This window comes from Streptomyces sp. NPDC110618 (assembly GCF_055657065.1).
Genome location: NZ_JBVKBN010000013.1, coordinates 112539 through 136104, shown reverse-complemented (window position 1 = coordinate 136104; position 23566 = coordinate 112539). Strand labels below are relative to the sequence as shown.

The window sequence follows — 23566 nt, the reverse complement described above, 5'->3', positions numbered from 1 at the left end:
ATGCCGCAGGGGGCAACCGCCATGACGACAGGTCGGCTCGGGCTGGGGACGCCTCCCGGCCGTCAGGCCGGGGGACACGCCGCGCCGCCGAACGCCGCCTATGCCGGGCAGGTCGTGCATTTCCCGGATCCGGTGAGGGCTGCCCGTCATCCCAGAGGGGTGCGGGTGGATGAGCACGGCTACCCGGACTTCTCGCCTTATGCGCGGGCGGCCGCGGAGATCGCGGAGCCTCCGGAGGGTTTCGGTGTCGATGAGTTGCGGCTGACGGATTACGTGTCGGCGAACGCGGCGCTCGCGGCGACGGGGCACGAGTTGTGGGACACGGTGCCGTCGGTGGCTACGCCGCACGGCTGGACGTGGCATCACGTGGTGGGTACGCGCCGTCTGGAGCTGGTTCCGGTCGAGGTCAAGGCGTTGCTGCGGCATCACGGCGGGATCGCGACGGCGGCGGTGGACCAGAGCAAGCGGGGTACGCGGCCGTTGCAGGAGACGCGTCCGGCACATTTCGGGCTGCCGAAGTCCGGGGTGGCGGTGAGTGAGTCGCAGGTGCTGGGGGTCGAGGAGGATCTCGGTTACCGGTTGCCGGGTGCGTACCGCTCGTTCCTGAAGGCGGCGGGTGGGTGTGCGCCGGTGGGGTGTGCGCTGGACGCGGAGCTGGGGCTGTTGATCGACCAGCCGTTCTTCACGGTGCGGGACGAGGCGGCGGTCAACGACCTGGTGTACGTCAACAAGTGTTTGCGTGACCATCTGACCAAGGACTATCTGGGTGTCGGCTTCGTCCAGGGTGGTCTGCTGGCGGTGAAGGTGAAGGGCGAGCGGATCGGGTCGGTGTGGTTCTGCGCGTACGACGATGCGCGGGATGTCGATCCTTCGGTGCCGCCGGCCGAACGTGTGGAGCGGTTGTTGCTGCCGTGCGGTGAGGATTTCGATGCCTTCCTGTCCCGTCTGGCGGGTTCTCCGCCGGAGTTGGAGACGGTGGCGAACCTGATGGTCGACGGTGGGTTCGCCCGCTGCGTGCCGGTGTCCGGTGCGGTGTCCGATTCCGTGTCGGGGGAGTGAGTTTCGCGATGGTGACGTTCGCTCAGGCGCAGGAGCGCGCCGAGGAATGGATCAACGGTGATGTGCCGGCGTATCAGCATCGTGAGGTGCGGGTGCGGGAGTTCGAACTGGGCTTTGTCGTCTGGGCGGAGGACCGTGCGGACGGGCCGCGTTCGGATGGTGGTGCGCAGCGGCTGGTGATCGCCCGGGACAGCGGGGAGGCCACGTTGTGGCCCGCGTTGCCGGTGGGTGAGGTGATTCGGCGGTACGAGGAGGAGTACGGGCGGATTGCGGATGCCGAGCCGGAGCCTGTGCCTGCGGCGCCTGCGCGGGTGGATTTGAATCAGACGTCGTTCCTGTTGACTCCGCCGGAGTGGTTGCAGGAGGCGGCGGATCAGATGGGGATTCCTGGGCGGCGGGGGTCGGAGGGGTCTGGGGGGTCCGGGACCGGGGCGGGTGCCGGTTCTTCTACTGGGTCTTCTTCCGGTTCTTCTTTTGGTTCCGGTTCTGGTTCCGGTTCTGGTTCTGAGGAGCTGGCGCGGACGCAGGCTGGGCCTGCTGGGGCTGGGGCTGCTTCGGGTGCCGGAGTGGGTGCCGGTTCTGGTTCTGGTTCTGGTTCGGAAGAGCTGGCGCGGACGCAGGCCGGGGTGCCGGGGTCGGGTACTGATTCCGGAATTGGTGGTGCGGCTGCGGCGAGTGCGCCGTCTTCCGCGCCGGGGGCGCCAGTTGCGTCCGGGGGGAGCGCGGCCTGGCCGGACGCCCCTGGTGCGAGTGGTGCCGGTGAGGGCGCGGGGGCTTCTGTGGGGGCGCCCGGTGTTCCGAGTGCGCCGGGTGCGACTCCCTGGGCCGGTACGGACACGAACGCGGACGCGGAGGAGGACCGTTCCGTCCCGCTGCCCGCGACCGTGTTCGCTCCGCCGTTGAGCGAGGTCGACGACAGCACGCCGCCGCCGGCCGCGCCGGACGCGAAGACGGCGCTGATCTCGGGCGGCAGCCAGCTGCCGCGGACGACGGTTGCACCGGCGCTCGACGACGCGCACACGCCGGGCGCGCACGGCGGCACGCCGGCGCCCGGAGTCCCGAGTGCGCCTGGCGTGCCCGGTGGTACGCCCGCGCCGGGTACGCCCTCCTACGGGCACCCGCACGGACCGGGTGGTGCGGGCGGACCCGGCACACCCCCTCCGGGCGCCCCCGCGCCCGGTGCCACGCCTCCGCCTCCGTCGAGCGCCCCCGCGCCGGGGCGGTCCCTTGCGCCGAACGCCGGGGACATCGCGGATGCCGCGACAAGCAAGGCAGCGCCTCCGCCGAGCCGCGCGCGGGGTGGCGCGACCCCGCCGCCTCCTCCGAGCGCCCCGGGTACGCCGGGCGCGCGTCCGGGTGCTACGCCTCCGCCCGCGCCCCCGGCGCCCGGAGCGCCGGGCACGCCCGCGGGCGGCGCCTACGTCCCCACGCAACTCGTCTCCTCGCTCGGCCCCGACGGCCCCGAGGCTCCCGCCGGTCCGGGCGCACCCCAGCCCCCCGGCGCGCCGACTCCTCCGGGCGCCCCCCAGCCGCCCGGTGCGCCGGGTGCCCCCGGCGGTACGCCTCCGGGTGGGGTGCACCACGCGGCCACGATGCTCGCGGACCCGAGCCAGCTCGGCGGCGCAGGGGGCGCTCCCCAGCCGCCGGGCGCCCCGGGCGCACCGCACGCGCCGGGCGCACCCGGAGTTCCGGGCGCTCCTGGCGCACCCGCCGCCCCCGGCGCACCGCAGCCCCCGGGCGCCCCCGGCGCACCGCAGCCCCCGGGCGCCCCCGGCGGGCCTGGCGCCCCCGGTCCCGCCGGCGCCGGTCGCGGTGCCGTGCACCACGCGGAGACCGTGCTGGCCGCGCCCCCGGTCGGCGGCCCCGGCGCACCCCCGCCACCGCCCGCCCCCGGCGCTCCCGTTGCTCCGGGCGCCCCCGGGATGGCACCGGGCGCCCCTCAGCCGCCGATGCCGCCCGGTGCGATGCCGCCGCCCGGTCACCCCGTTCCCGGGCAGCCCCCGGCGTACGGCTACCCGCAGCAGCCCACCGGTCAGCCGACCGTGGGCCCCGGCTACCAGGCCGTGCTGCGCTACCGCGCGCAGGACGGTTCCGAGCAGCAGCTGATCCGGCGTTCGGCGCCGGGCACGCCGCACCCGGAGTGGCAGATCTTCCACGAGCTGCGCGCCATGAACGTGCCGTCGGACCAGGTGCTGGAGCTGCACACCGAGCTGGAGTCGTGCGAGCTTCCGGGTGCCTACTGCGCGCGGATGATCCGCGAGCAGTGGCCGCAGGCGCGGATCACGAGCATCGCGCCCTACGGCACGGACCACGCGAGCCGGCAGCAGGGCATGCAGCAACTGCTGGCGCACCAGGGCGAGCTGCACCAGGTGGCGGACGGCCCCGCGCGGCCCGCGCCGGTGCGGGCGCCGCTGCCGCCGGTGCAGCCGGTTCCGCCGATTCCCCCGGAGGGGATCGCGCAGGAGCTGGCGGGCGCGTTCGGGCCGGGGATCTTCCGGTTCGAGCAGGCCGCCGTGTCCCGGCAGGGCGTGCCGCCGGTCGTCGCGCACACCCTGGTGGTGGCGGGCCTGCCGATGGACATGGGCCCCTTCTTCTGGGCGCAGGCCCAGCCGGGGCGGCCGGTGCCGACGCTGGCGGAGCTGGCGGCCGAGCGCGGGGTGCAGCCCGCCGCGGACGCGGGCTCGTACCTGGTGATGGGCAGCGACTTCGGGCGGGCCATCTGTGTGCAGTACGGCACGGCCAACATCGTCGCCGTTCCGGTGGAGGCCGGTCCGGGCGGTGCCCCGGTGCCGCCGCAGTTCGTCAACACCGGGCTGCCGGAGTTCCAGCGCTGCCTGGCGCTGCTGGGCCGGATGTGGCGGCTGCGGTTCGGCCTGAACCAGGAGCAGGCGGGCCGCTGGACCGTCGACTTCCAGGCCCAGTTGGCCTCCCTCGACCCGGCGGCGCTCGGTTCGCCGGAGAGCTGGTGGTCGGTGCTGCTGGAGCAGATGTGGGACGGGCTCCTGTGAGCCGGCGCCGCTGAGCGCCGCGCACGCGTGGAAGCCGGGCCCGGTCATGACGACCGGGCCCGGCTTCTTCGTGTGCCCGTGACCTGCGACCGGAGTGTCGCGTTATGTTCCTTTCCTCCCCATACATCAAGATGTCCGCGAAATCATCATTTCGCGTCCGTCCGATGGAGAGGGGTTCCCGCATGAGCGGCTCACCGGTCCCGCCCCGCGGCTTCAGGGCCGTACGAGGGCGAGAGCGCGGCTACCGTCCCGAGCAGGTCGACGCGTACACCGCGGTGCTCTCCCAGGACCGGGACGCCGCTTGGGAGCGCGCCGCCCGGTTGACCGTGCTCGCCAAGGAGCTGGAGGCCGAGGCGGTACGGCTGCGCGAGACCGTCGCGCAGCTCGCGCCGCAGACGTACGAGACGCTCGGGGAGCGCGCACGGCGCATCTTCCAGCTCGCGTTGGAGGAGGCCGCCACCGTGCGCGAAGGCGCGCACCAGGAGGCGCAGCGCCTCGCGGAGGCGGCGCAGGCGCACGCGGACAGCGTGCACGGCGCGGCACAGGCGTACGCCGACACCGTGCGCGCCGAGGCGGAGGAGCACTCCCGCCGGCGCCTTCTCGCCGCGCGCGCCGAGGCGGACGAGACCCGGATCGCCGCCCGGCGCGCGATCAAGGAGAGCCGCGGCGAGGCGCTCGGCGTCCTGCGCGAGATGCGCCGCCGCACCACCGGCATGCTCGCCGAGCAGACCAGGGAACACGCCGAGCGCTGGGCCGAGTTCGAGCGCGAGACGGCGGCGCGCGAGGCCGCCGCCGACGCCCGGCACGCCGAACGGATCGCCCGCGCGGAGGCCGCGCTCTCCGACGCCGGGCAGGCGTTCGCCGAGGCCGAGGTGGTGGGACGGCGGCGCCAGGAGGAGGCGCGTGCGCGGGCGGCCGAGCTGATCGCCGGGGCGCGCGTGCGTGAGGAGCGGATCGCGCGCGAGACCGAGCGCGTCCTGCGTGAGCACGGGGAGCGCTGGGACGACGTACGCGCCCAGATGGACCACGTACGCGCCAGCCTTACCACCCTCACCGGGCAGGCCGTGGCGGAGTAGGAGCGGAAGGGCGCGCGGACGAACAAAGGGGGCGCCCGGGCTCGTGGCTGCCCGGGCGCCCCTGCTCATGCGCCCCCGCTCAAGGTCACTGATACGTGATGTCCGAGGCGCTGTAGCGGCAGTACGTGCCGTCCGCGCCCTTGCCCAGGGACGTCGGCTCGGCGCCGGTGCTGTTGCCCTTGAACCGCTCGCAGATGGTGAGGTTCTTGTTGCCCACGACCGTGACGCCGGAGAACGTGGCTGTGTCGCCGTAGTTGCTGTTGATGCCCACCAGGACCTTGCCCGGCGCGGTCGCCCGCACATTGCTGAGGACGATGTGCCGCTGGTACTGCTTGGAGCAGTTGCCGCACGAGCGGACCAGCTTGCCGAAGTCCTCGACCTGGAAGTTGCGGACGGTGAGGGTGCCGGCGCCGTTGAACTGCAGGACCTTGTCGTCCGCCTTCCGGGCGCCGCCGCCGTCCACCAGGTAGGTCGCCGAGGACGACTTGCCCTTGAAGGAGGCGGCGTCCTCGCCGACGTCCTCCCACCAGACGTTCTGGAGCGTGCAGCTGCCCAGGCAGTGGACGCCGTCGGCGGCGGGCGAGCCGAGGACGACGTTCTTCAGCACGGCGCCGTCGGCGAGTTCGAACAGCGGGTCCTGGCTCTCGGACTGGCTGTCGCTGCCGAGGTCACCGGAGCCGTAGAAGCGCTTGAGGGCGCCGTCGTAGGTGCCGGACACCTCGATCGTGGAGCTCACGGCCTGCTTGCCGACGGGCGTGGGCCACGCGCCGAGGGTCGTACCGCTGGTGGCCGAAGGAGACGCGGACGGGGAAGCGGACACGGAAGCGGACGCCGATGCGGACGCCGTCACGGAGGCCGACGGCACCGCCTCCCCCTGCGCCACCAGCCGCCAGCTCTTGCCGCTCGACTTGTCGCAGGAGTTCTGCTGCGCCAGCGCCGACTTGACGTTCAGGCACTTCGCGCTGTTGGCGTTGACCAGGTGGTACGCCTCGCCGACCGAGGCGAGCTTCCACACCTGTGCCGCGCTGCCGTCGCACGCCTCCTGGCGTACCGCCTTGCCGGCCGATGTCGAGGCGCCCTGCACGACGGCGCACAGCCCGGACGCGCTCTTGACGGTGAAACCGCCGTCCGCGTCGGACAGTTGCCAGACCTGCGTGCCCGCGCTGTCTGCGCACGCGCGCGTGGTCAGCTGTCCGGCGGCGGTGGGGGCGGTCAGGCAGGTGTCGTCGGCCGCGTTCACCAGCCGGTAGGTGCCCGCGCCCGGCCCCGAGGCGGAGGCCGTCATCAGCATGCCGCCGCCGACGGCGCCCGCCCCGAGCGCGGTGACCAGGCCGCCGATCAGAAGAACCCTGCGGCCGTTCTGCTTCCTGCGCCGCGGCCGGTGCCTGCGGGCCGTTGCTCTCTCGCTCACGTCGTCGCTCTCGTTCGAGTCCGGAAAGTTTCGAGTCCGGAAAGTTCAGGGGGGACGGAAGCGCTGCTGCGCTGTCCGTCCCCCTGTCGTCACCGACCGAGCGAAAGGTTGCCGTGTTGTGGCGTCGGATAAGTGAGCGCGCCCGCTCAGCCCCGACGGCGTACGGCCCCCGCCAGAATCCATCCCTCCACCGCCTCGTACTGCCGGCGCTGCTCCTCCGCCTTCTCGTGGCCCGACGCCACGGTCCCGAGCCAGCCGAAGAGGAACCCGGCGGGAATGGAGACGATGCCGGTGGTGGTGAACGGGAACCAGTTGAAGTCGGCCTCGGGGAAGGCCGAGAACGGCGACCCGGAGACGAGGTTGGTGCCCGGCATCAGCAGCAGCACCACGAGCGTGCCGCCGATGAGTGTGCTGAGCAGGCCGGTGCGCGTGTAGCGGCGCCAGAAGAGGCTGTAGACGAGGGCGGGCGCGATGGCGGAGGCGCCGATGCAGAACGCCAGCGTGATCAGCGGCTGGAGGCTGCGGTGCTGCATCATCGTGGCCAGCAGGATCGCCGGGGCGCCCACGGCGAGGGCGCTCAGCCGCGCGATCATCATCTCGCGCCGTCCGGACCACTGCCGCAGCCGGTCGGCGAACACGTCGTGGGCCAGGGAGTTGGCGCAGGCCAGGATCATGCCGGCGACCGAGGCCAGCAGGGTGAGGAAGATGGCCGTGGTGACCGTGGTGAACAGGAAGGTCTCCGCGGCGGACACCTCGGTCCCGAACGCGGCCTGCGTGCCCAGCAGATAGGCGCTGTTGCCCTGCGGGTCCGCCCCGGCGATCACCGCGCGCCCGATCAGCGCGGTCGCGCCGAAGCCGATGACGGTGATGACGAGGACGAACAGCACCACCGTCGAGACCGCCCAGGACATTGAGCGGCGCACCTGGCGGGCGCTGGAGGCGGTGTACATGCGCATGGTGACGTGCGGCAGGACGCCGCCGCCGAGGACGACGGCGAGTTGCGAGGTGAACATGTCCAGGCCCGGGTAGGGGCCGCCCGCGAACTGCAGCCCCGAGTTGAGGAAGGCGGAGCCCACGTCGCTGTTGCCGGCGGCGGCGGTGAACAGGGCGCCCGGATCCCAGTCGAACCGGCTGAGCACGAGCGCGGCGACGACGGCGCCGGAGCCGAGCAGCATCACCATCTTCAGCATCTGGATGAGGGCGGTGCCCTTCATGCCGCCGATCGCCGCGTAGCTGATCATCAGGGCGCCCAGGCCGATGATGCAGCCCGTCTTCAGGGTCTCGCCGGAGAAGCCGAGGATGAAGGCGAGCAGCTGGCCGGTGCCGGCGAGTTGGACGACCATCAGCGGCACCAGGGCCAGGAGGGTCACCGCGCAGGCGGCGATGCGGACGGCGCGGCCGGGCATCCGGCGGGTCAGCGCGTCGCCCATGGTGAAGCGGCCCGCGTTGCGCAGCGGTTCGGCCAGCAGGAACATCAGCAGCATCAGCGACAGCGCGGTGCTGAGCGCGAGGACGATGCCGTCGTAGCCGTACATGGCGATGACGCCGGTGGTGCCGAGCACGGTGGCGGCGGAGATGTAGTCGCCGCCTATGGCGAGGCCGTTGCGCATGGCGGACAGCGAGCCGTAGCCGGTGTAGAACTCGTCCAGGTCGTCCCGGTCGGGGCCGGTCATCACGCACAGCAGCAGCGTGATGGTCACGACGGCGGAGAAGGCGACCAGGGACATCGTCTGGGTGTCGCCGCTGAACTGCGAGGTCATCGTGCGGCCTCCTGGCGCCGGGCGTCGACGGCCGCCTGCTTGCGGATGCGTTCCGCGACGGGGTCGACGTAGCGGCGTGCGGTGTGTTCGTAGAGGGCTATGGCCACCCAGGTGACCGGGAGCTGGATCAGCGCGAGGAGCAGTCCGGTGGGCAGGCCGTCGGTGACGGTGCTGGTCATGAAGGACGGCGCGGACGCCGAAAGGATCAGGAAGAGGACGAAGTACCCGAGCGCGGTGATGGTGGCGGTGCGCCGCTGCCAGCGGTAGGCGGTGCGCAGGACCCGCAGATCGCTGTGGTGTCCGAGTGGGGGATGGCGTGGGGGCCGGTACTGCGGGGGTTCGGCCGGGGCCGGCGGCTGCCAGGGGTAGGACGTGTACTGCTGCTGGTGCGGTTGCTGGGGGTACGGCGGATACGGGTCGGTGGACATCCCGTGCTCCTTGCGTGCGGCTCGGGTCCGACGTGCGGACCGCAGGGATGCGTGGGGGGCGGTGGAGCGGTGACGCACGCTACTCGGTGGTAGCTACAAGTGCGAGGGTTTACGCAAACTGATCGGTCGGTACACGCGGAACTTTCACCAGTACCGGCCTGACCTCGGGTGTTACCCCCGTTAACTCATACTTTTCGAAGCTGTTCGACCCAAGTGGGTGGCTGAAACCATTCGCCCTGCAAACCATTCGCCCTGCAAACCGTTCGCCTTACAACGCGCGCCGGAAGGCGATGCCCGGCCGGTGGTGCGGAAGCCGTTGCGCTCCAGGACGGTCCGGGAGGCGAGGTTGTCCAGCGTCGTGACGGCGGTCAGCGCGGTGAGCCCGTACGCGCGCGGGGCCAGCTCGCACAGCGCGGCGACCGCGGCCGTGGCCACGCCCCTGCCCGCCGCGCGCCGCCCCACGCGGTAGCCGAGCTCGGCACTGCCGTCCTCGACGTCCATCAGGTTGATCCGGCCGACCAGCCGGTCCATTTCGCCGACATCGCCGAAGGCGCCGGAGTCGCCGAGGCCGCCGAAGACCAGGTGGAAGTGGCAGATCCCGGCGTCCTGCTCGGCGAGCACCGCTCGGTGGCGGGCTGCGAACCCGGCGGGTGCGAAGTAGGCGTCGCCCCGGTCGGGCACCGTACGCGCGAAGTACGCGCGGTTCTCCCGCTCGAAGGCCAGCAGCTGCTCCGCGTGCTCCGGCCGCAGCCGTTCCAGCCTCACCATGGCGCCCAGGGTAGGCGCGGTCAGTCGCCGAGCACCGGGAATTTCCGGGGCGCGAGCAGCAGCAGGACGAGCACCGCGAGCGCGGCCGCGCAGGCCGCCCCGAAGTACACCGCGTGCACCGCCTCCGCGATGGCGTGCCGGGTCGCTCCGGGTGCCGTACCGGCGTCCAGCGCGCGGGTCACCGAGTCCAGGTCGCCCGCCCCGCCCAGACGCGCGGCGAGGACCCTGTTGGCGACCGCGCCGAACACCGCCGCGCCCAGCGTCTGCCCGGTCTGCCGGCAGAACAGCACCGACGCCGTGGTGGTGCCCCGCTCCGACCAGCCCACGGTCGACTGCACGCCCACGATCAGCGGGAGCTGGAACAGCCCGAGCGCGCCGCCGAGCAGCAGCATCAGCAGGGCCGGCTGCCAGGCTTGGCCCGGATAGGGCAGGAACGGGAAGGCGAACAGGATCAGCGCCGCCAGCCCCATCCCGAGTACCGCGGTGTCGCGGAAGCCGATCCTGCGGTACACGTGCTGGCTGAACGCCGCCGACACCGGCCAGCTGAGCGTCCACACCGACAGTACGAATCCGGCGGCGACCGGGCCCAGACCGAGCACCGACTGGGCGTAGGTGGGCAGGAACACGGTCGGCGCGACCATCAGCAGCCCCAGCGCGCCGAGCGCCAGGTTGACCGCGGCGATCGTACGGCGGCGCCACACCCACCCCGGGATGATCGGCTCCGCGGCCCGGCGCTCCACGACCACCACGACCGCCGCGAGCACCAGCCCGGCGGAGAGCAGGGCGAGCGAGGGCGCCGACAGCCACGGCCAGGCCACCCCGCCCTGCACCAGCGCCGTCAGCAGCACGCCGCCGCAGGCGAACACGGCCAGCGCACCCGCCCAGTCGACACGCGTGCGTACGGACGTTCTGCCGTCACGCGCGCGTGCCGACGATTTCCGCTCCGGCTCGTGCAGATGACGCACGATCAGCCACAGTGCCACCGCCCCGACGGGCAGATTGACCAGGAAGATCCACCGCCAGTCGGCGTACGCGGCCAGCAGCCCGCCCACGCCCGGACCGGCCACCGCGGACAGCGCCCACACCGTGGACAGCTTGGACTGGATGCGGGGCCGCTCCTTGAGCGGGTACAGATCCGCGGCGAGTGTCTGCACGGTCCCCTGGAGCGCGCCGCCGCCGAGGCCCTGCACGATCCGGAACGCGATCAGCGCGGCCATGTTCCAGGCGAGGGCGCACAGCAGCGAACCGAGCAGGAACAGCGCCGCGCCCGCCACCAGCACCGGTTTGCGGCCGAAGGTGTCGGAGAGCTTGCCGTAGACGGGCAGCGTGACGGTGACGGCCAGCAGGTAGCCGGAGAACAGCCAGGAGAAGTACGAGAAGCCGCCGAGGTCGCCGACGATCTGGGGGACCGCGGTGGAGACGACGGTGGCGTCCAGGGCCGCGAGGGCCATCGCCAGCATCAGCGCCGCCACCACCGCGCCGCGCCGCCCGGTCCCGGCGGGCGGTGCCGTGTCGCGTACCGCGGGTCTCGTATCGCCGCCCACCGGATTCCTTTCCCCCTGCACCTATGTGCCGCGGACCAGCTTCCCACTTGCGCCTCACGCGACGGGAGGCACGAGGGTGTACGGGACCGGAGGAGGAGACAACCCCGAGAAAGATCCGTCGAAGGGTGCACGGCCCCTAGGGGTTCCTCCGTACCAGGGCTCGGGGAGGGTTCGTACCGGCGGAGGACGAGACGGCACACCCACCGTCCTTAACCTGGCTTTACGCCGCTGAGGGGCGGCTGGCAGGCCTCACGGGGGTGGGGTTTTCCCCCGGAAAAGAGTGGACCGGGCACCAGCGCGCACCGGCCCCTCCCGGCGCCAGACTCTTCGACGTAACGCAGCGCACGACCACGACTCACCGCTTCGCCGAACACCACGACGTACCGCTTCGCACGACTGCGACGCACCGCTTCGTACGACATCTGTTGACCGACATAGGAGATTCATCATGACTTCGGCCGTGACCATTCCCAGGCACGGGGGCACTGGAGGGCGTACGGCCGTTGCCGCCCGGGCGCGGCAGGTCGTCAAGGCGTACGGGTCCGGCGAGACCCGTGTCGTCGCCCTGGACCATGTGGACGTGGACATCGCGCGGGGACAGTTCACCGCGATCATGGGCCCCTCGGGGTCCGGCAAGTCCACCCTCATGCACTGCCTCGCCGGTCTGGACACCGTCACCAGCGGTCAGATCTACCTGGACGAGACCGAGATCACCGGCCTGAAGGACAAGAAGCTGACCCAGCTTCGCCGGGACCGGATCGGCTTCATCTTCCAGGCGTTCAACCTGCTGCCGACGCTGAACGCGATCGAGAACATCACGCTGCCCATGGACATCGCGGGCCGCAAGCCCGACCGCGACTGGCTGAACCGGGTCGTGGAGACCGTCGGTCTGGCCGGCCGGCTCAAGCACCGGCCCACCCAGCTCTCCGGCGGTCAGCAGCAGCGTGTCGCCGTGGCGCGGGCGCTGGCGGCGCGGCCGGAGATCATCTTCGGTGACGAGCCGACCGGAAACCTCGACTCCCGCGCGGGGGCGGAGGTTCTGGGCTTCCTGCGCCGTTCGGTCGACGAACTCGGCCAGACCATCGTGATGGTCACCCACGACCCGGTCGCCGCCTCCTACGCGGACCGTGTGCTGTACCTCGCCGACGGCCGGATCGTCGACGAGATGCACAAGCCGACCGCCGAGGCCGTGCTGGACCGCATGAAGGACTTCGACGCCCGGGGGCGTACGTCATGACCGTGCTCAAGACATCGATGCGCAACTTCTTCGCGCACAAGGGACGCATGGCGCTGTCGGCCGTCGCCGTGCTGCTGTCGGTGGCCTTCGTGTGCGGGACCCTGGTGTTCACGGACACCATGAACACCACCTTCGACAAGCTGTTCGAGGCCACGTCCTCCGATGTGACGGTCAGTTCGAAGCAGGCCTCCGACACCGGTGAGACCACCGACGACACCGGTAAGCCGCCGGTGATGCCGGCCTCGGTGCTTGAGGAGGTGCGCGGCGCGCAGGGCGTGAAGTCGGCCGAGGGCGCCGTCTTCTCCACCTCGGTCACCGTCGTCGACGGCGACAAGGACAGCCTCTCGCCCTCCAGCGGCGCCCCGACCATCGTCGGCAGCTGGAACAGCAACGAGGCCCGCACCATGAAGATCACCTCCGGTGCGGCGCCCAAGGGCCCCGACCAGGTGATGGTGGACGCGGACACCGCCGACAAGCACGACCTGAAGCTCGGTGACGAGATCGGCGTCATCAGCGCGGTCGGCACGCACAACGCGCGGATCTCCGGCATCGCCGACTTCGAGGTCACCAACCCTGGCGCGGCCATCTTCTACCTGGACACGAAGACGGCCCAGCAGGCGCTCGTCGGCGAGCCGGACGTCTACACCAACGTCAACGTCACGGCCGCGGCCGGCGTCAGCGACGAGCAGCTGAAGAAGAACGTGCTCGCCGCGACCGACGGCGCCTACAAGGTGCAGACGGCCAAGGAGACCGCCGACGCCAACCAGAAGGACGTCGCGGGCTTCATGAACGTCATGAAGTACGCGATGCTCGGCTTCGCCGGGATCGCCTTCCTCGTCGGCATCTTCCTGATCATCAACACCTTCTCCATGCTGGTCGCCCAGCGCACCCGGGAGATCGGCCTGATGCGGGCCATCGGCTCCAGCCGCAAGCAGGTCAACCGGTCGGTGCTGGTGGAGGCGCTGCTGCTGGGTGTCGTCGGTTCCGTCCTCGGTGTCGGTGCGGGCGTAGGCCTGGCGATCGGCCTGATGGAGCTCATGGGCTCCATGGGCATGGAACTGTCCACCGCCGACCTGACCATCGCCTGGACCACCCCGGTCGTCGGCCTGGTGCTCGGTGTGGTCGTCACCGTCCTCGCCGCCTATCTGCCGGCCCGCCGCGCGGGCAAGGTCTCCCCGATGGCCGCCCTGCGTGACGCGGGCGCCCCGGCGGACGCCAAGGCGGGCGTGGTGCGCGCCGTGCTCGGCACGCTCCTCACCGCGGGCGGCGGCTACGGCCTCTACCTGGCCGCCTCGGCCGACAAGGCCAAGGAGGGCTCGCTCTGGCTGGGCCTGGGCGTGGTGCTCTCCCTGATCGGCTTCGTCGTCATCGGCCCGCTGCTGGCCAGCGGTGTGGTGCGGGTCCTGGGCGCGATGATCCTGCGGATCTTCGGTCCCGTCGGCCGCATGGCGGAGCGCAACGCGCTGCGCAACCCGCGCCGTACGGGCGCCACCGGCGCCGCCCTGATGATCGGCCTGGCGCTGGTCGCCTGCCTCTCGGTCGTCGGCTCCTCGATGGTGGCCTCGGCCACCGACCAGCTCGACAAGACCGTCGGTACGGACTTCATCATCCAGTCCGACAGCGGCCAGCTGATCACCCCGCAGGCCGTCGAGGCGGTCAGGAAGACGCCGGGTCTGGAACACGTCACCGAGTACAAGATCGCGGAGGCGGACTACACCACCCCCGACGGCAAGACGCTCAAGGACACCGACGTCACCGCGGCGGACCCGACCTACGCGCGGGACCTGCGGACCGAGGTCGTCGCCGGCAACCTCGACGACGCCTACAAGCCGGACTCGATGTCCGTGCCCGAGGACTTCGCCAAGGACCACGGCATCAGCCTCGGCTCGAAGATCGAGCTCGCCTTCAAGGACGGCGAGACCGCCGAGCTGACGGTCCGCGCGATCACCAGCAGCGAGGTCGTCATCGACGCGGGCTCCAAGTACATGTCGATCGACACACTCGCCAAGTACGTGCCCGCCGACAGGATGCCGCTCGACCAGCTGGTCTTCGCCTCGGCGAAGGACGGGCAGCAGGAGGCCGCGTACACGGCCCTGAAATCCGCGCTGGACGGCTACCCGCAGTACGAGGTGCGCGACCAGACCGACTACAAGGAAGCGCTGAAGGACCAGATCGGCCAGCTGCTGAACATGATCTACGGCCTGCTCGCCCTCGCGATCATCGTGGCGATCCTGGGTGTGGTGAACACCCTCGCCCTGTCGGTGGTCGAGCGGACCCGGGAGATCGGCCTGATGCGGGCCATCGGCCTCTCGCGGCGCCAGCTGCGGCGGATGATCCGCCTGGAGTCGGTGGTGATCGCCCTCTTCGGCGCCCTGCTCGGTCTCGGCCTCGGCATGGGCTGGGGCGCCACCGCCCAGCAGCTCCTCGCCCTGGAAGGCCTGAAGGTCCTGGAGATCCCCTGGGGCACCATCGGCGGCGTCTTCATCGGCTCGGCCTTCGTGGGCCTGTTCGCGGCACTGATCCCGGCGTTCCGGGCGGGGCGGATGAACGTCCTGAACGCGATCGCCACCGAGTAGGCGGCGCACGGAAAGCCACCGCATACGGGGGTTGCGGGGGAACGGGGGAGACGGGGGAACGGGGGAAACGGGGGAAACGGGGACCGGTGCCGGGAAGCCTTGGGGGGCTTCCCGGCACCGGGCTTTTTCCGGCCCGCCATCGGCGGCGTCGGCACCGTTGTCCCCAGGGGCGTGGCCGTCCACTGTCCACAAGCCCGTGGTTGTCCACAGGTCCGGCGGCTGTCGGTGGGGCGTCGTACGCTGGAAGGCACCCCCGGCCCGCAGCGCGTGTCGGGCGGTTCGTGTTGCCCACCCCCCGACGAAAGCCGCCCCGAATGAGCCTGCACGGTCTGCTCGACGCCGTCGTCAAGGACCCCGCCCTCGCGGAAGCGATCAGCGCGGCCACTGACGGCAACCGCATGCACGTCGACCTCGTCGGCCCCCCGGCGGCCCGCCCCTTCGCCGTCGCCGCCCTGGCCCGAGAGACCGGCCGCCCGGTGCTCGCGGTGACGGCGACCGGCCGGGAGGCCGAGGACCTCGCGGCGGCCCTGCGCAGCCTGCTGCCCCCCGAGGGCGTCGTGGAGTACCCCTCCTGGGAGACCCTCCCGCACGAGCGGCTCAGCCCCCGCAGCGACACCGTCGGCCGCCGCCTCGCCGTCCTGCGGCGCCTGGCCCACCCCCGCCCCGACGACCCCGAGACCGGCCCGGTCTCCGTCGTCGTCGCACCCGTGCGCTCCGTCCTCCAGCCGCAGGTCAAGGGCCTCGGCGACCTGGAACCGGTGGCCCTGCGCACCGGCCAGACCGCGGACCTGAACGACGTCGTGGAGGCCCTGGCCGCCGCCGCGTACGCGCGCGTGGAGCTGGTCGAGAAGCGCGGCGAGTTCGCCGTACGCGGAGGCATCCTCGACGTCTTCCCGCCCACCGAGGAACACCCCCTGCGCATCGAGTTCTGGGGCGACGACGTCGAGGAGATCCGCTACTTCAAGGTCGCCGACCAGCGCTCCCTGGAGGTCGCCGAGCACGGCCTGTGGGCGCCGCCCTGCCGCGAACTGCTGCTCACCGACGACGTACGCGCACGCGCGCGTGCCCTCGCCGAGGACCACCCGGAACTCGGCGAACTGCTCGGCAAGATCGCCGAGGGCATCGCCGTGGAGGGCATGGAGTCCCTCGCCCCGGTCCTCGTCGACGACATGGAGCTGCTGCTCGACGTCCTGCCCAAGGGCGCCATGGCCCTGGTCTGCGACCCGGAGCGGGTACGCACGCGTGCCGCCGATCTCGTCGCCACCAGCCAGGAGTTCCTCCAGGCCTCCTGGGCGGCCACCGCGGGCGGCGGCGAGGCCCCCATCGACGTCGGCGCCGCCTCCCTGTGGTCCATCGCGGACGTCCGCGACCGGGCGCGCGAGCTGGACATGATGTGGTGGTCGGTGTCGCCGTTCGCCGCGGACGGCGCCTTGGACGAGGCCGACACCCTCAAGCTCGGCATGCACGCCCCCGAGACCTACCGCGGCGACACCGCCAAGGCACTCGCCGACACCAAGGGCTGGCTCGCCGACGGCTGGCGCGCGGTCTACGTCACCGAGGGCCACGGCCCCGCGGCCCGCACGGTCGAGGTGCTCGGCGGCGAGGGCATCGCCGCCCGCCTGGACGCCGACCTCGCCGAACTCAGCCCGTCCGTCGTGCACGTGGCGTGCGGCTCCATCGACTACGGCTTCGTCGACCCGGCGCTCAAGCTCGCCGTCCTCACCGAGACCGACCTGTCCGGGCAGAAGGCGGCCGGCAAGGACGGCGCCCGCATGCCCGCGCGGCGCCGCAAGACCATCGACCCGCTCACCCTGGAAGCGGGCGACTACATCGTCCACGAGCAGCACGGCGTCGGCCGCTACATCGAGATGGTCCAGCGCACCGTACAGGGCGCCACCCGCGAGTACTTGGTCGTGGAGTACGCGCCCGCCAAGCGCGGCCAGCCCGGCGACCGGCTCTACATCCCCACCGACCAGCTGGAACAGATCACCAAGTACGTCGGCGGCGAGGCCCCCACCCTGCACCGCCTGGGCGGCGCGGACTGGACGAAGACCAAGGCCCGCGCGAAGAAGGCCGTCAAGGAGATCGCGGCCGACCTGATCAAGCTGTACAGCGCGCGCATGGCCGCCCCCGGCCACGCCTTCGGCTCCGACACCCCCTGGCAGCGCGAGCTGGAGGACGCCTTCCCCTACGCGGAGACCCCGGACCAGCTCACCACCATCGCCGAGGTCAAGGAGGACATGGAGAAGTCGGTCCCGATGGACCGGCTCATCTGCGGCGACGTCGGCTACGGCAAGACGGAGATCGCGGTGCGCGCCGCGTTCAAGGCCGTCCAGGACGGCAAGCAGGTGGCGGTGCTGGTGCCGACGACCCTGCTGGTGCAGCAGCACTTCGGGACGTTCTCCGAGCGGTACTCGCAGTTCCCGGTCAACGTCCGCGCCCTCAGCCGCTTCCAGACCGACACCGAGGCCAAGGCGGTCCTGGAGGGCCTGAAGGACGGTTCGGTGGACGTCGTCATCGGCACCCACCGGCTGTTCTCCTCGGAGACCAAGTTCAAGGACCTCGGCCTGGTCATCGTCGACGAGGAGCAGCGTTTCGGCGTCGAGCACAAGGAGCAGCTGAAGAAGCTGCGCGCCAATGTGGACGTACTGACGATGTCCGCGACACCGATCCCCAGGACCCTGGAGATGGCGGTCACCGGCATCCGCGAGATGTCCACCATCACCACGCCCCCGGAGGAGCGCCACCCGGTCCTCACCTTCGTCGGCCCCTACGAGGAGAAGCAGATCGGCGCCGCGATCCGCCGCGAACTGCTGCGCGAGGGTCAGGTCTTCTACATCCACAACCGCGTCGAGTCCATCGACCGCGCGGCCGCCAAGCTCCGCGAGATCGTCCCCGAGGCGCGGATCGCGACCGCGCACGGCCAGATGTCGGAGTCCGCGCTGGAACAGGTCGTCGTCGACTTCTGGGAGAAGAAGTTCGACGTCCTGGTCTCCACGACGATCGTCGAGTCCGGCATCGACATCTCCAACGCCAACACCCTCATCGTGGAGCGCGGCGACAACTTCGGCCTCTCCCAGCTGCACCAGCTGCGCGGCCGGGTCGGGCGCGGCCGGGAGCGCGGTTACGCCTACTTCCTGTACCCGCCGGAGAAGCCGCTCACCGAGACCGCGCACGAACGCCTGGCGACCATCGCGCAGCACACCGAGATGGGCGCGGGCATGTACGTGGCGATGAAGGACCTGGAGATCCGCGGCGCGGGCAACCTCCTGGGCGGCGAGCAGTCCGGCCACATCGCGGGCGTCGGCTTCGACCTGTACGTGCGCATGGTCGGCGAGGCGGTGGCGGACTACCGCGCCTCCCTGGAGGGCGGTGTGGAGGAGGAGCCGCCGCTGGAGGTCAAGATCGAGCTCCCGGTCGACGCGCACGTCCCGCACGACTACGCGCCCGGCGAGCGGCTCCGCCTCCAGGCCTACCGCTCCATCGCCTCCGCCAACACCGAGGAGGACATCAAGGCCGTACGCGAGGAACTCGTCGACCGCTACGGCAAGTTGCCCGAGCCGGTGGAGAACCTCCTGCTCGTGGCGGGCCTGCGCATGCTGGCGCGCGCGTGCGGCGTCGGCGAGATCGTCCTGCAGGGCAACAACATCCGCTTCGCGCCGGTGGAGTTGCGCGAGTCCCAGGAACTGCGGCTCAAGCGCCTGTACCCGGGCTCGGTGGTCAAGCCGGCCGTGCACCAGGTGCTGGTACCGCGCCCGAAGACCGCGAAGGTGGGCGGCAAGCCCCTGGTCGGACGGGAACTGCTGGGCTGGGTCGGGGAGTTCCTGGCGTCGATCCTGGGGTCATAGTTTCCCTACGGCGCTTCGTGACGGCGGTTCAGGAGCCGCGCCGGAACAGCATCGCGGCCAGGGTCCGGAAGACCTCCTCCGGGTCCTGGCCGCCGGCCGGGCCGTCCAGGTTGTGGCCGAGCAGCAGCGTGGCGAAGCCGTGCGCGAGGGACCAGGCGGCGACCCCGGCGAGACGGGGGTCGATGCCGAGTTCGTCGGGGCGCACGGAGGCCACCGCGCCGCGCAGGGCGTCCCCGGCGAGGGCGCGGGCGGTGGTGAGTTCGAGGTCGTCGGCGCGCAGCAGTTCGGGTGTGAACATCACCTGGAAGTGTGCGGGGTGCTCGCGGGCGAAGCGCACGTAGTGGACGCCCGCGTCCTTCAGGTCCTTCGCCTTGCCGAGTTCGGCCGCGAGCAGCCCGAACCCTTCCGCCGCGATCGCCGTCAGCAGGCCCGTGCGGTCCTTGAAGTGGTGCGCGGGCGCCGCGTGCGAGACCCCGGCGCGGCGGGCCAGATCGCGCAGGCTCAGCCGGGAGGGCCCGTCGGCGGCGATGACGTCGAGCGCGGCGGTGAGGACGGCGCGCCGCAGGTCACCGTGGTGATAAGGGCGTTCGGCGGACTTCTTGGCCGGTGCGTCGGGGGTCATGTCCAGCAGAGTACGCGGAATCTAGCCATTGACAAGTTGAGGGTCGCTCGGGCAATCTTGTCGGTGTCAAGTTGAGCGGGCGGCGGACCGGCCTCCCGTGAACCGACCCATGGGCTGCCGGCCGAGGAGTCGGACGGGCCGCCGGATGCAAGGGGGAATCAGCATGTCGACGTACGAGGAAGTGGGCGGCGGAGTCGAACCGGCCCGCGTCCGTCAGCTCTGGCACCTGCTGGAGCCGCTGCACGCGGTGGTGTACTACGCGCCCCAGGTCTTCGAGGAGGCCGCCGCACTCGGGTACGACACCGGCGAGCGCTGGCCGAGCTACTTCCCCTTCCGGGCCGCCCCGTTGGGCCGGGTCGGCAGCGAGCGGGTGTCCTCCGCCTTCTACAGCTTCAGCCCCCGCGCGGTTGCCGAGCACATGGACACGGCGTGGAAGACCGCGAGCCCGGACGACGTGCTGGCGGCCAGGCTGCGCGGTATGGACCGCACCTACCGCGCGCTGTTCGGCGACCGCGTCGACAGCCCGGAGCTGGCGGAGGCCGCGGCCCTGGCCCGGCGTGTGGCCGAGGCGGCGAACACGGCCGGGCGCCCGCTCGCCGCGGCCAACGCCGAACTGGACTGGCCCGAACCGCCCCACCTCCAGCTCTGGCAGGCCGCCACGATCCTGCGCGAGCACCGGGGCGACGGGCACCTCGCCGCTCTGCTCGTGGCCGGCCTGGACCCGGCCGAGTCGCTCGTCTCCTTCGCCGCGATAGGCGCCGCGTCCGTCGAGCGCTTCGAGAGCCGGGGCTGGAGTGCCGAGGAGTGGGCGGCGGCCCGTGAACGCCTCGTGGCGCGCGGTCTGTTGAACGCCGACGGCACCGCTACCGAGGCCGGCCGCGCCCTGCGCCACGACATCGAGGAGCACACGGACCGCCTCGCCGCCGACCCCTGGCGTGCTCTCGGGCTCCAGGACATCGACCGACTCGCCGATCTGCTGGGCGAGTTCTGGGTCGCGGCGATCTCCTCGGGCCTGCTGCCTTCCGAGTCGACCCTGGGGATAGGCAAGGTCTGAGCCCCGGCGGCACAGCCCCGGCCGTCGGCCCCGGACAAGGCGAAGCCGTCCGCGGGGTGGTGGGGCTCCGCGGACGGCCTCTGTTTCACGATGGCTCAGGACACCCTGCAGCGGTCTGCCCCGCGGTGGGGACGAACCGCCGGGAGGGTATCGGGACCTCCGTGGGTCAACGGGCTATGGCTGCTCGGGCCGGTCGCGGTCCATGCCGAGCGCGCTCTCGCCCCTGCGCTGCGCGTCGTCGACCTGGCTCTCGTACTTGTTGCCCGTCTTCTCGTTGACCTTCTTCTCCGCGGTGTCGGACATGTCCTTGGCCTTGTCCTGCATCCCGCGGTTGCTCTTGAACTTGTCGAAGATGCCCATCCAGAGCTCCTTCCGGAGGTGACTCAGAACCGACGATACGCCGCTGATGCGAGGAATGCGCATTTTCCATGGATATGGTCTGGACCTCTCGGCCGCTACCGTGAGAGCAGCAAACCGGCACACAGGGGAGGGGCGCATCGTGATGCGTCTGAGGGGCGGGGCGGCGGCCTGTGCCGCGGCACTCGGAATGGCGCTCGTACTGACGGGCTGCGAGGACCTGGGCGACCTGCCCCTGGACGACGAGTCCTCCGGCTCCGCCCAAGGGGGGCCCGGATCCGGACGCGCCGTCAGTCCCCTGGACAACCCCGACGGCACCCTGCCGGGCCTCGCGCTCGTGACGAGCGAGGACGACGAGGCCGCGGCCCGCAAGCTGATCGACGGTGTGCGGACGAAGGGGCGGGGGCCCAAGACGGGCTACGCCCGGGACGAGTTCGGGTACGCGTGGATGGACACGGCGGACGGTGTGCCGCTGGCGAGGAACGGTTGCGACACGCGGAACGACGTGCTGAAACTCCACGGGCACAATGTCGAGTTCCGCGCCGGCTCCGACTGTGTGGTCGTGTCCATGGACCTGTATGACCCGTACACCGGCAAGGACATCGCCTGGAAGAAGGCGAAGGCCACCGAGGTGCAGATCGACCACGTTGTGCCGTTGTCGTACGCCTGGCAGATGGGAGCCGCACGCTGGAGCGAGGAGAAGAGGCGGCGGCTGGCCAACGACGTGCTGAATCTTCTGCCGGTCTCGGGCTCCGCGAACTCCGCCAAGCGCGACTCCGGCCCGGCGTCGTGGCTGCCGCCGAACAAGGCGATCCGCTGCTCGTACGCGGTGCGGTTCGCGCAGGTGGCGCAGAAGTACGAACTGGCCGTTACCTCGGCGGACAAGGCCATGATGCTTCAGCAGTGCGGGGCGTAACCCGGCTCAGCCCGGCAGAACGTCCTCAAGTTCCAGCAACTCCCGCGTGGTCAGCGTGAACTCCACGGCCCTGGCGGAGTCGAGGATGGAGGCCGGGCGGCTGGCTCCCGGAACCGGGATCACTGCCGGGGAGCGAGCCAGCAGCCAGGCCAGGACGATCTGCTGGGGACTGACGCCGCGTTCGGCCGCGATGCGGTGGAAGACTGTGCCGGTGGAGGTGGGGCCGGAGGGTTTGTCGAGGGAACTGCGGGAGATGCCGCCGAGCGGGCTCCAGGGCAGGAAGGCAAGGCCCAGCTGTTCGCTCAGCCGCAGCTCGGGCTCACTGCCGCGGACGGCGGGTGAGTACTGGTTCTGCACGGAGACTAGCCCGGCGCCGAGGATCTGATGTGCCTGGCGGATCTGGGCGGTGGTGACATTGGAGATGCCGGCGGCGCGGATCGTGCCGGTGTCGAGCAGTTCGCGCAGCGCGCCGACGGATTCCTCCCAGGGTACGGCCGGGTCCGGCTTGTGCAGCTGGTACAGGCCGATCGCCTCGACGCCAAGGCGCTTGGCGGAGGCTTCGGCGGCCTCCTTGAGATGGGCGGGGGCGCCGTTGACGGTCCAGCTGCCGTCGCCGGGGCGGCCGCGGCCGCCCTTGGTGGCCACCAGGACATGGGAGGTGTCGCTGCCGTAGCGGGCCAGGGCACGGGCGATCAGCAGCTCGTTGTGGCCCACCTCGTCGGCGTGCCAGTGGTAGCTGTCCGCGGTGTCGATGAGGGTGACGCCGGCGTCGAGGGCGGCGTGCACGGTGGCGACAGCCCGCGTCGGGTCCGGGCGGTGCTCGATGGACAGCGGCATGGCGCCCAGGCCGATGGCGCTGACGGCGGTGTGGGCGAGGGGGCGGTACCGCATGGTGGCCTTGTTCCTCATGCAGTGGGAGCGGCGGGTACGGCGAGGGCCTCGGCGACGGCGCCGGGCAGCCAGTCGGTGGTGCGGGAGAAGAGGAAGCCCAGCGCCTTCGCGCGGGCGTTGCTCATGGCGTAGTGGCGGTCGAAGGAGAACGGCGACGCCTCCTCGCCCTCGGGGACGATCCGGTAGACGGCGTCCGAGTCGGCCTGCGTGACGACGATCCCGGCGAGGTCGTACACATCGAGCGGGCCGTCGGAGCAGGCGTTGACCGGGCCGGTGAAGTCGGCTGCGGCCGCCCATAACAGCAGCTCCGCCAGCTCCTCGTAGTGGATGAAGACCGTGGGCAGCGCCTTCGCGTGCACGGTGATCTCCTCGCCCCGGGTGACGCGCCCGGCATAGTGCGCCAGCCGGCCGGTGAATTCCAGCGCGCCACCGCCGAGCACATGGGCGCTGCGCACCGTGGCGAAGGTGAATCCGCCGGCGTTGGCGAAGACGCCCTCGGCCTGCCGCTTGCCCTCGGCGTAGTGCGCCTCCAGGTAGGTGTCGTCGTGCCAGGGCAGGTCCATGTCCACCTGCCAGGTGGTCGGGTCCACGCTCTCCTCCGGCACGGGCGTCCCCGAGGGCACGGCAGGCAGGGCGGCGGTCGCGGGGTCGTAGACCTCGATCGTGGAGGTCATGACGTAGCGCCGGGTGCGGCCGGCGAACGCCCGGGCGGCGATGGCGGCCTGTACCGGGGTGTAGCAGACCTGGTCCACCACGACGTCGAAGGTGCGGCCGGCGAGCGCGGCCGTCAGGGCGGCCTCGTCGTTGCGGTCGACGACAAGGTGCTCGATGCCGGCAGGCTGCGGGGTGGAGCCGCGGTTGATCACAGTGACCCGGTGGCCCGCGGCTCGCGAGCGCTCTACCAGGAGCTTTCCGATATACCGGCTTCCGCCGATGACGCAGATCCTTTGCATGCCTCCATCCTGGAGACCTATCGTCAACAGCAGAAGTCATGACTTGCTGGATGAGTAT

The 23566-nt window shown here is 71.5% G+C and carries 17 protein-coding genes and 1 pseudogene; 8 read left to right on the top strand and 10 right to left on the bottom strand.

Features of this window, described 5'->3' with window-relative positions; all coding sequences use genetic code 11:
* Positions 1 to 21: 21 nt before the first annotated feature.
* The 3 genes from ACZ7L7_RS22765 (at position 22) to ACZ7L7_RS22755 (ending at position 5143) form a co-directional block, all read left to right on the top strand.
* On the top strand, positions 22 to 1059 hold the full coding sequence (locus ACZ7L7_RS22765; RefSeq protein ID WP_285515290.1) for an SMI1/KNR4 family protein: 1038 nt from the start codon (positions 22 to 24) through the stop codon (positions 1057 to 1059).
* 8 nt (positions 1060 to 1067) lie between these two features.
* Positions 1068 to 4067 carry an SUKH-4 family immunity protein gene (locus ACZ7L7_RS22760; RefSeq protein WP_472076951.1) on the top strand — a complete coding sequence of 1000 codons (3000 nt, stop codon included), beginning with the start codon at positions 1068 to 1070 and terminating at the stop codon, positions 4065 to 4067.
* Positions 4068 to 4249: 182 nt separating this feature from the next.
* Entirely contained in the window at positions 4250 to 5143 is an 894-nt protein-coding gene (locus ACZ7L7_RS22755) for a cellulose-binding protein (RefSeq protein WP_472076949.1), read from the top strand.
* Positions 5144 to 5228: 85 nt separating this feature from the next.
* Here the strand turns inward: ACZ7L7_RS22755 and ACZ7L7_RS22750 are convergent, their stop codons facing one another.
* The 6 genes and pseudogenes from ACZ7L7_RS22750 to ACZ7L7_RS22725 form a co-directional block, all read right to left on the bottom strand.
* Entirely contained in the window at positions 5229 to 6029 is an 801-nt protein-coding gene (locus ACZ7L7_RS22750) for a pectate lyase (RefSeq protein ID WP_453608360.1), read from the bottom strand.
* A gap of 33 nt (positions 6030 to 6062) precedes the next feature.
* Positions 6063 to 6428, bottom strand: a pseudogene (locus ACZ7L7_RS22745) (RICIN domain-containing protein); the annotation flags it as partial.
* Positions 6429 to 6700: 272 nt separating this feature from the next.
* Complete coding sequence (locus ACZ7L7_RS22740) at positions 6701 to 8314, bottom strand: sodium/solute symporter (protein WP_285515293.1); 1614 nt, start codon at positions 8312 to 8314, stop codon at positions 6701 to 6703.
* Positions 8311 to 8742, bottom strand: coding sequence for a DUF485 domain-containing protein (locus ACZ7L7_RS22735; protein WP_453608342.1), 432 nt, complete (start codon positions 8740 to 8742; stop codon positions 8311 to 8313). The genes ACZ7L7_RS22740 and ACZ7L7_RS22735 overlap by 4 nt, the downstream gene beginning before the upstream one ends.
* A 180-nt stretch (positions 8743 to 8922) precedes the next feature.
* Positions 8923 to 9510 carry a GNAT family N-acetyltransferase gene (locus ACZ7L7_RS22730; protein WP_472076947.1) on the bottom strand — a complete coding sequence of 196 codons (588 nt, stop codon included), beginning with the start codon at positions 9508 to 9510 and terminating at the stop codon, positions 8923 to 8925.
* A gap of 20 nt (positions 9511 to 9530) precedes the next feature.
* Positions 9531 to 11054 (bottom strand): MFS transporter, encoded by a 1524-nt coding sequence (locus ACZ7L7_RS22725; RefSeq protein WP_472076945.1) that lies wholly within the window; start codon positions 11052 to 11054, stop codon positions 9531 to 9533.
* Positions 11055 to 11502: 448 nt separating this feature from the next.
* Here ACZ7L7_RS22725 and ACZ7L7_RS22720 point away from each other — a divergent pair, with 448 nt between their 5' ends.
* From ACZ7L7_RS22720 to mfd, 3 genes are all read left to right on the top strand, one after another.
* Positions 11503 to 12291, top strand: a complete 789-nt coding sequence (locus tag ACZ7L7_RS22720) for an ABC transporter ATP-binding protein (RefSeq protein WP_285515297.1) — start codon at positions 11503 to 11505, stop codon at positions 12289 to 12291.
* Positions 12288 to 14867, top strand: a complete 2580-nt coding sequence (locus tag ACZ7L7_RS22715) for an ABC transporter permease (protein WP_472076943.1) — start codon at positions 12288 to 12290, stop codon at positions 14865 to 14867. Before ACZ7L7_RS22720 ends, ACZ7L7_RS22715 begins: the two co-directional genes overlap by 4 nt.
* Positions 14868 to 15181: 314 nt before the next feature.
* The gene (gene mfd, locus ACZ7L7_RS22710) at positions 15182 to 18715 is read left to right on the top strand and encodes a transcription-repair coupling factor (RefSeq protein WP_285515299.1); all 3534 of its coding nucleotides are present in this window, start codon (positions 15182 to 15184) and stop codon (positions 18713 to 18715) included.
* A gap of 28 nt (positions 18716 to 18743) precedes the next feature.
* Here mfd and ACZ7L7_RS22705 read toward each other — a convergent pair whose 3' ends face one another.
* Positions 18744 to 19337, bottom strand: a complete 594-nt coding sequence (locus tag ACZ7L7_RS22705; RefSeq protein ID WP_285515300.1) for a TetR/AcrR family transcriptional regulator — start codon at positions 19335 to 19337, stop codon at positions 18744 to 18746.
* A 163-nt stretch (positions 19338 to 19500) separates the two neighbouring features.
* Here ACZ7L7_RS22705 and ACZ7L7_RS22700 point away from each other — a divergent pair, with 163 nt between their 5' ends.
* Positions 19501 to 20391, top strand: a complete 891-nt coding sequence (locus ACZ7L7_RS22700) for an SCO6745 family protein (protein WP_285515301.1) — start codon at positions 19501 to 19503, stop codon at positions 20389 to 20391.
* A 174-nt stretch (positions 20392 to 20565) separates the two neighbouring features.
* Here ACZ7L7_RS22700 and ACZ7L7_RS22695 read toward each other — a convergent pair whose 3' ends face one another.
* Positions 20566 to 20751 carry an Rv0909 family putative TA system antitoxin gene (locus ACZ7L7_RS22695; protein WP_285515302.1) on the bottom strand — a complete coding sequence of 62 codons (186 nt, stop codon included), beginning with the start codon at positions 20749 to 20751 and terminating at the stop codon, positions 20566 to 20568.
* 142 nt (positions 20752 to 20893) lie between these two features.
* On the opposite strand from ACZ7L7_RS22695, the gene ACZ7L7_RS22690 reads away from it, so the two are divergent.
* Positions 20894 to 21664 carry an HNH endonuclease family protein gene (locus ACZ7L7_RS22690; RefSeq protein WP_285515317.1) on the top strand — a complete coding sequence of 257 codons (771 nt, stop codon included), beginning with the start codon at positions 20894 to 20896 and terminating at the stop codon, positions 21662 to 21664.
* Between the two features lie 6 nt (positions 21665 to 21670).
* Here ACZ7L7_RS22690 and ACZ7L7_RS22685 read toward each other — a convergent pair whose 3' ends face one another.
* Together ACZ7L7_RS22685 and ACZ7L7_RS22680 are read right to left on the bottom strand one after the other, a co-directional pair.
* Positions 21671 to 22555 carry an aldo/keto reductase gene (locus ACZ7L7_RS22685; RefSeq protein WP_285515303.1) on the bottom strand — a complete coding sequence of 295 codons (885 nt, stop codon included), beginning with the start codon at positions 22553 to 22555 and terminating at the stop codon, positions 21671 to 21673.
* A 14-nt stretch (positions 22556 to 22569) separates the two neighbouring features.
* The gene (locus ACZ7L7_RS22680; RefSeq protein ID WP_471430650.1) at positions 22570 to 23508 is read right to left on the bottom strand and encodes an NAD-dependent epimerase/dehydratase family protein; all 939 of its coding nucleotides are present in this window, start codon (positions 23506 to 23508) and stop codon (positions 22570 to 22572) included.
* Positions 23509 to 23566 lie beyond the last annotated feature (58 nt).